The sequence below is a fragment of the Gammaproteobacteria bacterium genome, from assembly GCA_036381015.1.
Lineage (GTDB): Bacteria > Pseudomonadota > Gammaproteobacteria > Steroidobacterales > Rariloculaceae > ZC4RG20.
Map to the genome: position 1 here is coordinate 1 of DASVDR010000032.1, position 12,077 is coordinate 12,077.

A 12,077-nucleotide genomic window follows, 5' to 3' on the forward strand; every position below is an offset into this window, starting at 1 on the left:
CCCATTGTCCAATATTCCCCACTGCTGCCTCCCGTAGGAGTCTGGGCCGTGTCTCAGTCCCAGTGTGGCTGATCGTCCTCTCAGACCAGCTACGGATCGTCGCCTTGGTAGGCCGTTACCCCACCAACAAGCTAATCCGACGTGGGCTCATCCAATAGCGCGAGGCCTTTCGGTCCCCCGCTTTCCTCCGTAGAGCGTATGCGGTATTAGCCCGAGTTTCCCCGGGTTGTCCCCCACTACTGGGTAGATTCCCACGTATTACTCACCCGTTCGCCACTCGTCAGCACCGGGATCACCCCGAAGGGATCACCCAGCCTGTTACCGTTCGACTTGCATGTGTTAGGCATGCCGCCAGCGTTCAATCTGAGCCAGGATCAAACTCTTCACTTTAAAGTAAAGACTTGTGAGCTTTTTCGAGCACCTTCCGCGCGACACCTACGCGTTGCTTGCGCACGCGCATGCGCCACTCGGTCGGGGCTCTGGCACTGTTGCTCTTGCGAGCGCCCACACAAGTTGCTTGAGATTATTTTGTTAAAGAGCGGCCCGAAAGGGCATTCAGGCAGACCGGAAAGTCTACTCAGACTTCCGGGCGCCTTCAAGCGCTCGCCGAGACACCTCGTCGAACGCCATCTGGCCCACCGGGGAGGCGCGGCATTATAAGCGGTGCCGCGCAGAACGCAAGACGCGCGCCGCGAGGACGCGGCGCGCCGAAACAAATAAGACCCGTCCCTGGGTCTTTGGCTCCGCCCTCGATCCTTGGCCGTCATGGCCGTCGGAGCCGAAACCTTCGACAGGACCCTGCGAGAAAGGTTCCGCCGGGGCCTCTGGAAGCCAGGACCGCGCGGGACTTTCCGTCGGGGGGTGCGCGGAAGTCCGCAGAAGGGTGCCGGGGCAGCAGCCGCGCCCGGTCCGGCGGGAAGCTCAGGCGGGCTCGCCGTCGCCCGGCGCGACGAGGAGCACGCGGGCGAATCGCCGCTTGCCGACCTGAAGCACGTGAGCATCGCCCGCACCGACCGCCAAGGCCCGGTCGCTCACCCGCTCCCCGTCGAGCCGTACCGCACCCTGGTCGATCAGACGAAACGCCTCCGACGTGCTGGCGACGAGCCCGGCGCGCTTCAGCAGATGGGCGATGCCGAGGCTCCCGCCGTCGGCCGCTATGCGCTCGAGCGGCAAGTCGTCGGGCGTGTTCCGGTTGCGGTGGATTTCGACGAAGCGGCGCAGGGCATGCTCTGCGCTCGCCGTGTCGTGAAAGCGCGCAACGATCTCGCTCGCGAGCAGAAATTTGATGTCGCGCGGATTGCGGCCTTCGCGCGCTTCCCGGCGGAGCTTCTCGATCTCCGCCAGCGGACGGAAGCTCAGCAGATCGAAGTACCGCCACATCAGCTCGTCGGAGATGCTCATCAGCTTGCCGAACATCTCCTCGGGCGGGTCGGTGATGCCGACGTAGTTGCCGAGCGACTTCGACATCTTGTTCACGCCGTCGAGCCCTTCGAGCAGCGGCATCGTCATCACGATCTGCCGCTTCTGCCCGAACGCCTGCTGGAGATGCCGACCGACGAGCAGATTGAACGTCTGATCGGTGCCACCGAGCTCGACGTCGGCATGCAGCGCGACCGAGTCGTAGCCCTGGACGAGCGGGTACAGGAATTCGTGTATCGAGATCGGCTCCCCGGACTCGTATCGCTTCTTGAACTCGTCGCGCTCGAGCATGCGCGCGACCGTGTACTTCCCGGCGATCTCGATCAGGCCCGCCGCGCTCATCTCCCCCATCCAGCGGGAGTTGAACTCGAGCCGCGTGCGATCCGGATCGAGGATCTTGTAGACCTGCTCGGCGTACGTACGCGCATTCGCCTCGACTTCGGCGCGCGTCAGCGGCGGCCGCGTGGCCGACCGCCCGCTCGGGTCGCCGATCATTCCGGTGAAGTCGCCGATCAGGAAGATCACGTCGTGACCGAAGTCCTGAAACCGACGCATCTTGTTCAGGAGCACGGTGTGACCGAGATGGAGATCCGGCGCCGTCGGGTCGAAACCCGCCTTGACGCGCAGCGGACGCCCCTCGGCGAGCCGCTCGCGCAGCTCCGACTCGGTCAGGAGCTCTTCGGCTCCGCGGCGGAGCTCGGCGATCTGTTCTGCGACGGAATCCATCCTAAGCGCTGGAACTCGATGATAGGCTCGACGACCTCGAGTCGAATCGAGCGAAGCCGCGGCGGCCGCGCCCGCCGGCGGTAAAGCGGTGCGAAGAATAGACGAATGGCGGCGGACGGTCGACGACTGTGCAATCGCCGAGCACGGCCCGTCCGCCCCGGGCTGATGGACACGGAGGTCCGGTGTATCGACGTGGAAACGAACGGATTCTCGAGCGCCTCTCGTTCTTTGACCGTGACTTTGTCACCGGGTACATTACTCGACACTTCAACATAAGGTGCTCGGTGAAGCCGTACAAGGGTGGCTTGCGCCACGACTACAAAGACCCTTACCCCGCTCCACCGGCGCCGCGACGCCCGCGTCACTGGTCGTGGTTCCTTCTCGGTCTCGTACTGCCCCCGGTCTCGGCGGCGCTGCTCCTGAGCGGCGAACGCCACGAAACGAAGATCGCGCCTCCGCCGGCGGCGCCCGCCCAGACTAGGATTCTCGAAGAGCTCGCGGTCGACTTCCCGCCCCTTCTCGAGGCGCCCGCCGGGGTCAGCCTTACCGCCGGACCGCCGGCTTCGACTCGACACTTGCGGCCGATGCCGACACTCGGCGCCCGGCTCGCGCCGGCCCCCGACGCTCAAGCTCTCGTCGCGGACGCCGCGGCGACGATGCTCGATCTCGTCGTCAAGCCCGGTGATTCGCTGGACCGGCTCTTCAGGCGCAACGGTTTGAGCCTCGCAGACCTGGCCGCGATGGTCAGGCTCGAGGACGTCGCGTCCTACCTCAAGCTGCTGAAGCCCGGCGACACGATCCGTGTCGCGCATCGCGGCGGCCAGGTCCTGTCGCTCTTCCGGCAGATCGACGACACGAAGATGCTTTCGATCGCGCGCGCCGACGCGGGCTTCGACGCGCATACCGTCGACTTGCCGGTCGACGTCCGCGAGAAGATCGCCCACGGCACGATCGACACGTCGCTGTTCGAGGCCGCCACCGACGCCGGCATGTCCGATTCGTTGACGATGAGCCTCGCCCGCATCTTTCAATGGGACATCGACTTCATTCAGGACGTGCGGGTCGGCGACACGTTCACCGTGATTTACGAGGAACACTGGCGCGACGGCGAGAAGCTCGGAGACGGCCCGATCATCGCGGCCGAGTTCGTCAATCGCGGCCGGTCCTACCGCGCGGCGAGATACACGGACGCGCTCGGCCGAGCCGATTACTTCACGCCGGACGGCCGCAGCGTGCGCAAAGCGTTCCTCCGGGCGCCGGTGGACTTCACGCGGATCAGCTCCAACTTCGACCTGAACCGGCGTCACCCGGTGCTGAACACGATCCGTGCTCACCGCGGTGTCGACTACGCGGCGCCGACCGGCACGCCGGTCCGTGCGGCCGGGGACGGCAAGATCAAGTTTCGCGGCCGCAACGGCGGCTACGGCAACGCCGTGATCCTGCAGCACGGGGGCGGGATCACGACGCTGTACGCGCACCTGTCGAGGTTCGGCAAGCAGTCGGTCGGCACGCGCGTGAAGCAGGGCGACATCATCGGCTACGTCGGCAGCACGGGGCTCGCCACGGGCCCGCACCTCCATTACGAGTACCGGGTGAACGGCGTGCATCGTAATCCGCGCACGGTGCCGCTGCCGCCCGCGGATCCCGTGCCGGAGCAATATCGAGCGGATTTCGAAGCGCAGACCGCGCCGCTGTGGCGGCGTCTCGACGCCGAGTCCGCGGCGCGGTACGCGACCGCGTTGCCGGATTGAAGCCGCCCGCCCACCCGCGGCGCGCCCGGCGCGACGAGGACGCGACACTCGCCTTGGCCCGATGCACTCGCCGATGACCGAGCTCTACGTCGGTCTGATCTCCGGAACGAGCGTCGACGGTGTCGACGCCGTTCTCGTCGAGCTCGGCACGTCGAGCTTCGCCGTACGGGCGGCCGAGACGCGGCCGTTTCCGCAAAACCTCCGGAACAGGATCGCGGCGCTGATCGATCGCCCCGAGACCTCGCTTGCGGAGCTCGGCGCCCTCGACGTCGCGCTCGGCCAGTTCTTCGCGGACTCGGCGCTGGCCGTGATCGCGTCCGCCGGCGTCGCGCCCGCGGACGTCGTCGCGATCGGCCATCACGGCCAGACGGTCTTCCACAAGCCCGAGCCGCCCGAGCCGTTCACGCTCCAGCTCGGCGACCCGAACGTGATCGCAGCAAGAACCGGCATCACGACCGTCGCCGACTTCCGCCGGCTCGACGTCGCGCTCGGCGGCCAGGGCGCGCCGCTCGTGCCCGCGTTCCACGCCTGGCGTTTCGCCGACCGCCGCGAGAATCGCGTCGTCGTCAACATCGGCGGCATCGCGAACGTGACGATGCTGCCGGCCGGCGGCCCGGTGACGGGCTTCGACACCGGCCCCGGCAACACGCTGCTCGACCGCTGGATCGAGCGCATGAACGGCAGCGCGTACGACCGAGACGGCGCATGGGCCGCCGGCGGGCGGGTGGACCGCGCGCTGCTCGAGTCGTTGCAGTCGGATCCGTATTTCGCCGCGGCGCCGCCGAAGTCGACCGGCCGGGAGCGCTTCAACCTCGCGTGGCTGCTCGACCACCTCGGGCGGCGCGGCGAAACGCTCGCCCCGAGAGACGTGCAGGCGACGCTCGCCGAGCTGACCGCGGCGACCATCGCGGACGCGATCCGCCGCGAAGCGGCCGGAGCACAGCGTCTGATCGTCTGCGGCGGCGGTGCGCACAACGCCGATCTCCTCGCGCGCCTCGGCCGGCGGAGCGGTTTGCCGGTCGAGACGACGGCACGCTACGGCGTGCCGCCCGACTGGGTCGAAGGCGCGGCGTTCGCATGGCTCGCGCACGCTCGCCTTCGCGGTCTTCCGGGAAGCGTGGCCGCCGTGACCGGCGCCCGCCGGGAAGCGGTCCTCGGCGGCGTATACTGCGGTGCGTCGCCCGGTCGAGACGAAGATCGGGCGTGCCTCGATCGTGGACGCCCCGAATCTCAAACTTCCTGACTACTACGTCAACCGCGAGCTTTCGCAGCTCGAGTTCAACTTGCGGGTGCTCGAGCAGGCGAAGGATCCCGCCGTGCCGCTGCTCGAGCGGCTGAAGTTCCTCTGCATCTCCTCGACGACCCTCGACGAGTTCTTCGAGATCCGAGTCGCGGGCCTGAAGCAGCGCGTGGAGGTGAGCTCGGCGCCGGCCGGCCCCGACAACCTGTCGCCGGCCGAGGTGCTGCGCCGCATCGCCGAGAAGACGAGCGTGCTGGTCAACGAGCAGTACCGCGTGCTGAACGAGGAGCTGATCCCGGCGCTGCGCGCCGAGGGCATCCGCTTCGTTCGTCGGGACGAGTGGTCCGAGCCGCAGCGCGAATGGCTCGAGCGGCTGTTCCACGACGAGATCGTTCCCGTGCTGAGCCCGACGACGCTCGATCCGACGCGGCCGATCCCGCGCATCCTGAACAAGAGCCTGAACTTCATCGTGAGCCTGCACGGGCGCGACGCGTTCGGCCGCCCGTGCCATCGGGCGATCGTGCAGGCGCCCCGGTCGCTGCCGCGTCTGATTCCGCTTCCGCCCGGCCTCGCAGCGGACGGCGAGACGCACTTCGTGTTCCTGTCGTCCGTGATCCACGCGTTCGTCGACCAGCTCTTCACGGGCATGGAGATCGACGGCTGCTACCAGTTCCGCGTCACGCGCAACAGCGACCTCTACGTCGACGACGAGGACGTCGACGACTTGATGAGAGCGCTCGAAGGCGAGCTGTTCGAGAGCCGATACGGCGCCGCGGTCCGTCTCGAGACCGCGCACGACTGCACGGAGGAGCTCGCGGAGTATCTGCTGAACCACTTTCAGCTGACGCCGCAGGACCTCTACCGCGTGCCGGGCCCCGTGAACCTGAACCGTCTGCTCGCCGTGTACGATCTCGTCGCCCGCGACGACTTGAAATACCCGCCGTTCACGCCCGGCATTCCGAAGCAGCTCGTGAACGTGAATCCGTTCGAGGCCATCGCGAAAGCCGACGTCCTGCTGCATCACCCGTACGAGTCGTTCAGCCCGGTCGCGGATTTCGTGTACCGCGCCGCGAACGACCCGGACGTGCTCGCGATCAAGGAGACGCTCTACCGGACGACGCCCGATTCCACGCTCGTCGAGAGCCTCGTTTCGGCCGCCAAGGCCGGCAAGGAGGTGACCGTCCTGATCGAGCTTCGGGCGCGCTTCGACGAGGCCGCGAACATCGAGCTCGCGAGCAAGCTCCAGGAGGCCGGCGCGCACGTCGTCTACGGCGTGGTCGGCTACAAGACGCACTGCAAGATGACGCTCGTCGTGCGGCGCGAGAAAGGCAAGCTGCGCCGCTACGTGCATCTCGGAACCGGCAACTATCATCCGCGCACCGCGCGCGCCTATACCGACTACGGCCTGCTGTCGGCGGACGAGCGGCTCGGCGAGGACGTGCACCAGGTCTTCATGCAGCTCACGAGCCTCATGCGAACGCGCGAGCTCACCGTGCTCACGCAATCGCCGTTCAACCTGCACGCACGGCTGCTCGCGTTGATTCGCCGCGAGACCCGCCACGCGGCGGCCGGCGGGCAAGGCCGGATCATCGCGAAGCTCAATGCGATCGTCGAGCCGGAGGTGATTCGCGCGCTCTACGAGGCGTCGATCGCGGGCGTGCGCATCGATCTGATCGTTCGCGGCATCTGCTGCCTGCGGCCCGGGCTCCCCGGAATCTCCGAGAACATCCGCGTGCGGTCGATCGTCGGGCGTTTCCTCGAGCACTCGAGGTGCTACTACTTCCGTAACGGCGGCGACGAGGAGGTGTACTGCGCGAGCGCCGATTGGATGGACCGCAACTTCTTCCGCAGGATCGAAGTGATGTATCCGATCCTCGCGCCCCGGCTGAAGGCGCGCTTGATCGCCGACCTCGAGACTTACCTCGCGGACAACACGCAAGCGTGGGAGCTGAACGCGGACGGCAGCTACACGTTGCGCAGGCCTCGGGACGGCGAGGCCCCGCTATCGGCGCAAGCGAAGCTGCTCGCTCAGCTCGCGGAAGCCTCCTGAGCCGCGGCGACGGAAGTCACCTCGAGCGCGAAGCCGATCGCGTCGAGCCACCGCCGCTCCTGGTCGAGATCGGCTTGCGTCAACGGATTGCGCTCGAGCCACCCTGTCGCGAAACGGAGCTCGAGGCGGCGCGGCCCGGCTACGAGCCGGAGATCGGGCGACTCCAGCGGCCCGCGGCCGCGGTTCAGCAGCACGGCGAGCCTGAGCAGGACGATCATCCGTAGCATCGGCTCGCGCCACGCCGCGGGCAGCTTTTCGAGCACCGTCTCGTCGAGCTTCTTGCGATGGCAGGCGACGAGCGCCGCGAGCAACCGTTGCTCGAGCCGCCCGAATCCCGGAAGGTCCGCGTTCGCGAGCAGATAGCCGCCGTGCTGGTGGTATTTCGAGTGGGCGATGTCGAGACCGACCTCGTGGAGGCGCGCCGCCCATTCGAGAAGCCGCAGGCACCTCGGGTCTTCGAGGTGCCAGCTGCGGGCGGCCTGCCCAAGCAGCATCTCGACCGTGTCCTCGACGCGTGCGCCCTGCTCCTCGTCCACGTGGTAACGCTTCTGCATCGCGCGCACCGTGCGCTCGCGCGCGTCCTCGTCGTGGAGCCGGCCCAGCATGTCGTACAGAAGCCCTTCGCGAAGCGCGCCGTCGCTCACCTCGAGCCGCTCGATTCCGAGCCCGCCGAGCACCTCGGCGAGAATCGCGGCGCCGCCGGGAAAGACCGGCGCCCGCTCCGGCCCGACCCCGGGCAGCTTCATCGTGTCGACGCGTCGGGCGTCGATCATCCGCTCGATCACGGATTCGATCGCCGCGGGCGTGATCGAGCCGTCGCCGAGGCCGAGATGGTGCGCGGTGTCGCCGGCGGCCTTGACCGTCCCGGAGGAGCCGACCGCGCGGGCCCAGCCGTGTCGACGGAACAGGGCCTGGACCGGTCGCAGCTCGAGCTGCACCTCGATTCGAGCGCGCTCGAAGCGCCGCCGGGTCAGCCTGCCGTCCGCGAAGAACTGCTCGCTCAGGCCCACGCAGCCGACGCCGAGGCTCTCGAGCTGCCGCGGGTCGTAGCCCTCGCCGATGATGAGCTCGGTGCTGCCGCCGCCGATATCGACGACGAGCGTGGGGCCGGGTCCGCTCGGCGCGTGATGCGACACGCCGAGGTAGATCAGCCGCGCCTCCTCCATGCCGGAGACGACCTCGACCGAGTGGCCGCCGAGCGCCTCCTCCGCGGCCGCGACGAACGCGTCGGCGTTGCGCGCCCGCCGCAGCGTGCTCGTGCCGACGACCCGCACGCGGCGAGCGTCGACGTCGCGCAGCCGTTGCCCGAAACGCCGCAGGCACGCGAGCGCGCGCGCCTGGCTCTCGTCGTCGAGGCGGCCGTGCCGGTCGAGGCCCGCGGCCAGGCGGACCATCTCCCGCAGACGGTCGAGGATCGCGAGCTGCCCGTGCTGCTCGCGCGCGACGACCATGTGGAAGCTGTTCGAGCCGAGGTCGACGGCCGCCATGACCCCCGAAGGGTCGCCGGCGGGCGGATGGGCGCTAGCAGGCAAGTGCCGGCGTTCGAGACCGGAGCGTCAGACCGAGAAGGAGGAGCCGCACCCGCAGGTCGTCATCGCGTTCGGGTTGCGGATGACGAACTGCGCGCCGGAAAGATCTTCCTTGTAGTCGATTTCCGCGCCCTGAAGGTACTGCACGCTCATCGGATCGACGAGCAGCGTGACGCCGCCGTTCTCGATCCGGGTATCGCCCTCCTGGACTTCCTCGTCGAACGTGAAGCCGTACTGGAAGCCGGAGCAGCCGCCGCCCTGGATGTACACCCTGAGCTTGAGCTCCGGGTTCCCCTCGCTCTCGATCAGCTGGCCGACCTTCGCGGCGGCCGCGTCCGTGAAGTGAAGCGGCGGCTCGCCGTCCGCCCAGCGCGGTTCGCTCATGACTGCTCTCCGATCAGATTCGTCGGCCCGAACGGCCGGCGTTCCGCGTCCGGGCGCTGCGAAGCGTCGCTCGGCCCGGACCGCCCGGTGCGCTCGCTCTCGTGGATCAGCTTGCCGTTGACTTCGGCCCCGACCGCCATCTCGATGAGCTTGTACTGCACGTTCCCTATGACTCGCGCCCGCGGGCCGAGTTCGACCCGCTCCGCCGCCCGCACGTCGCCGTTGACCGTGCCGTTCAGCAGGACCTGCGGCGCGTTCACGGTCCCTTCCACGCAACCCCGCTCGCTGATCGATACGCTTCCGGGCTGCTCGCCGATCGCCGCGACGTTGCCTTTCACGTATCCGTCGATGTGCAGGCCGCCCGTGAACTCGATGTCCCCGAGGATCCGCGTCTCGGCCCCGACGAGCGTGCCGATCGCAGCTTGCCCGCGTCGTTTCCTTCCGGCCATCGAATTCACTCCTCCAGGCTGTCGCCGCCGACCTCGGCCCATTCGAACGTCCGCGTCAGCGGCTCTCCGCGCGGCTCCGTGGGCCGAACCTCCACCTCGATCGTCGCCGGCTCGAACCCCTCCGGAAGCTCGAGCTCCTGCTCGAGCCCCTGGAAATAGCGAAAGCCGAACGGCAGCTCGGTGACGTTCTCGTCGGCGGCCACGTCCTCGAGCGAAAGCTCGAGCTCCTCACCGTCCCGGGCGCCGGTCAAGCGCAATCTTACAACGCCGGCCACGCGGCGGTTCTGCACGATCGCCTGCATCAGGACGAGGCGCAGAGTGTAGCGCTGCTCGCCATGCTCGGGCACGACCTCGAGGCTCTGAATCCGCAGCCCGGCGACGCCGTCGGGCGGCGAGATGATGCCCCGGTAGAACGCGAGCTCCTCTTCCTGCGCCTGCAGCTTGGCTTCGAGCTCCATCAGCGTGTCCTCGAGCTGCGCGGCCGTCTCCCGGTCGATGTCTCGCGACGTCTCGAGAATCGCGATTTGGCGCTTCAGCTCGTCGATCGTGCGCGCCTGCTCGGCCGTGACCCGCCGATGCTCCTCGACCTCCCGCCGCCGGTCGAGCAGCGAGTAGCCGGCTTCGTACCGGCCAAGCTCGAAGAGCAAGTACGACGCCGCCGGAATCAGCACGGCCGCGAGCCCGATCAGGAGCATCGAGCGGAGCTTCATCGGCGCAAGCGGTCGGACGAGCGCATCACGCCGCCATTGTCGCAGCGCGCGCGGGCGCGGACAAAGACAGGGGTCACGCCCGCGTCAGGCGTATTGCCGGGCGCGCTGCCAGCGCCGCGGCCACCACGCGGGCGGCGCCGGCGGTCCGTCCTTCGGGAATGCGAGCGGGGCGAGCTCCGTGAGGGCCTGCACGTACACGAGCCGCTTGAAGTAGACGACCTCCTTCACGGGGCGCCAGTAGTCGACCCAGCGGCAGCGATCGAATTCCGGCTCGTCGCTCAGATCGAAGCGCAACCGGCACGGATCGCACTGGAGCTGCAGCAGGAACCACTGCTGTTTCTGTCCCACGCAGACCGGCGTACGCTCGCGGCGGATGTACCGCTGCGGCAGGCGGTAGCGCAGCCATCCGCGGGTCCGCCCGACGATCGCCACGTCCGCGGGCATGAGCCCGACCTCTTCCCGCAGCTCCCGGTACATCGCCGATTCGACCGCCTCGTCCGGGCCGATGCCGCCCTGCGGGAACTGCCAGCCGCCGCCGCGGCGCCCGGCGATCAGCACCCGGCCCTCCCCGTCCTTCAAGATGATGCCGACGTTGGCTCGATACCCCTGCTCGTCGATGAAGTCCATGGACCCGCTCGCGAACGGCCGCGCCGCCGCATACCCCCCGAAGTCCCCAAACCCCATCGCGATATTAGCCGTGAGCGGCCAGCGCGACCAGATTTCTTCCCTGCGCCTTCGCCTCGTAGAGCGCACGGTCGGCGCCGGCCAGCAGGCGCTCGCCGGCGGCCCCAAGGTCCTCCCCCGGCGGCCCCGGCCGACATTCGGCCACGCCGATCGAGACGGTCACCGCGATCGTCGCGCCGGAGGCTTCCAGCCGGAACGGCCGGGCCGAGACGGCGCAGCGGATGCGCTCGGCGAGCGCATGGCCCGCGCGCGCGTCGGTGCCCGGCAACAGGATGACGAACTCCTCGCCGCCGTAGCGGGCGGACACGTCGCTGCTGCGCACCTCGGCGCCGACGCGGCGGGCCAGCTCGCGGAGCACCTGGTCCCCGGCGAGGTGGCCGTAGCGGTCGTTCACGGCCTTGAAATGATCCACGTCGACCATCAGGCAGGCGAGCGGCGCGCGGTCGCGCTGGCTCCGGGCGAGCTCCTCCCTGAGCCGCGCTTGAAGATATCGGCGGTTGTGCCAACCGGTGAGCGCATCCGTGAAGCCGCTGCGGACGAGGCGCGCCCGGTTCACGGTGTTCTCGAAAGCAAACGCGGCGATCACCGCGAGGTGGTGCAGAAAATCCGTCGCGTGCCGCCGCGTGAAGCGCGTCGGATCGGTGCTCCCCATGTTCAGGCTGCCGAAGATGCGCTCGTGCCGAACGAGCGGCAGCAGAGCCACGCTCCGCAGGCCCCCGATTCCGGGGAAAAGCAGCGCGTGCGAATCAGCGGAGAACGGCCCGAGCCACGGCTGGCCCGTCTGCGACGCGGCCGGCAGAAGGCCGCGCATCGTGTCGACGAAACGCACATGAGGAACGTCGTCGAGGCTCGCACCCTGGCTCATCAGCAAGTGCCGGACCTCGTGATCGTGGTCGGCGAGGACGAGCGTCGCCGCTTCGAGGTGATAGCCGGCTCGCAGCCCATCGGTCGCGCGCTCGAGAAGCGTCACGAGCTTATCGGCCTCGAGCAGCTCCATCTCGCGCGCCTGCGAGCGCTTCCAAGCCTCCTCGTTCTTGCGCGCCTCCTCCTTCAGCCGAGCGACGCGGCGGCGAAGATCGAGGAGCTCGAGGTCCCTGGGGTGCACCGATTCCTCCCGGCGGCTGGCTGCGTGTTC

The 12,077-nt window shown here is 68.5% G+C and carries 10 protein-coding genes and 1 rRNA gene; 3 read left to right on the top strand and 8 right to left on the bottom strand.

Annotated elements, in window-relative coordinates; translation table 11 throughout:
• Positions 1-390 (bottom strand): 16S ribosomal RNA (locus VF329_12000); the annotation flags it as partial.
• Between the two features lie 531 nt (positions 391-921).
• On the bottom strand, positions 922-2,145 hold the full coding sequence (tyrS, locus tag VF329_12005) for a tyrosine--tRNA ligase (protein HEX7081729.1): 1,224 nt from the start codon (positions 2,143-2,145) through the stop codon (positions 922-924).
• Positions 2,146-2,729: 584 nt separating this feature from the next.
• On the opposite strand from tyrS, the gene VF329_12010 reads away from it, so the two are divergent.
• The 3 genes from VF329_12010 (at position 2,730) to ppk1 (ending at position 7,186) form a co-directional block, all read left to right on the top strand.
• Positions 2,730-3,896 (top strand): M23 family metallopeptidase, encoded by a 1,167-nt coding sequence (locus tag VF329_12010; GenBank protein ID HEX7081730.1) that lies wholly within the window; start codon positions 2,730-2,732, stop codon positions 3,894-3,896.
• A gap of 73 nt (positions 3,897-3,969) precedes the next feature.
• Complete coding sequence (locus tag VF329_12015; GenBank protein HEX7081731.1) at positions 3,970-5,139, top strand: anhydro-N-acetylmuramic acid kinase; 1,170 nt, start codon at positions 3,970-3,972, stop codon at positions 5,137-5,139.
• The gene (gene ppk1, locus VF329_12020; protein HEX7081732.1) at positions 5,111-7,186 is read left to right on the top strand and encodes a polyphosphate kinase 1; all 2,076 of its coding nucleotides are present in this window, start codon (positions 5,111-5,113) and stop codon (positions 7,184-7,186) included. The genes VF329_12015 and ppk1 overlap by 29 nt, the downstream gene beginning before the upstream one ends.
• Here the strand turns inward: ppk1 and ppx are convergent.
• From ppx to VF329_12050, 6 genes are all read right to left on the bottom strand, one after another.
• On the bottom strand, positions 7,165-8,718 hold the full coding sequence (gene ppx, locus VF329_12025; protein ID HEX7081733.1) for an exopolyphosphatase: 1,554 nt from the start codon (positions 8,716-8,718) through the stop codon (positions 7,165-7,167). The genes ppk1 and ppx overlap by 22 nt on opposite strands.
• 24 nt (positions 8,719-8,742) lie before the next feature.
• The gene (erpA, locus tag VF329_12030; GenBank protein ID HEX7081734.1) at positions 8,743-9,099 is read right to left on the bottom strand and encodes an iron-sulfur cluster insertion protein ErpA; all 357 of its coding nucleotides are present in this window, start codon (positions 9,097-9,099) and stop codon (positions 8,743-8,745) included.
• Positions 9,096-9,548: a polymer-forming cytoskeletal protein gene (locus VF329_12035; protein HEX7081735.1), complete on the bottom strand. Its 453-nt coding sequence runs from the start codon at positions 9,546-9,548 to the stop codon at positions 9,096-9,098. The genes erpA and VF329_12035 overlap by 4 nt, the downstream gene beginning before the upstream one ends.
• A gap of 5 nt (positions 9,549-9,553) precedes the next feature.
• Positions 9,554-10,258 carry a DUF6776 family protein gene (locus VF329_12040; GenBank protein ID HEX7081736.1) on the bottom strand — a complete coding sequence of 235 codons (705 nt, stop codon included), beginning with the start codon at positions 10,256-10,258 and terminating at the stop codon, positions 9,554-9,556.
• A gap of 84 nt (positions 10,259-10,342) precedes the next feature.
• A complete protein-coding gene (locus VF329_12045; GenBank protein ID HEX7081737.1) occupies positions 10,343-10,885 on the bottom strand; it encodes an RNA pyrophosphohydrolase in 543 nt (180 codons plus the stop codon).
• Positions 10,886-10,949: 64 nt separating this feature from the next.
• A complete protein-coding gene (locus VF329_12050) occupies positions 10,950-12,047 on the bottom strand; it encodes a DUF484 family protein (GenBank protein HEX7081738.1) in 1,098 nt (365 codons plus the stop codon).
• Between the last annotated feature and the right edge of the window lie 30 nt (positions 12,048-12,077).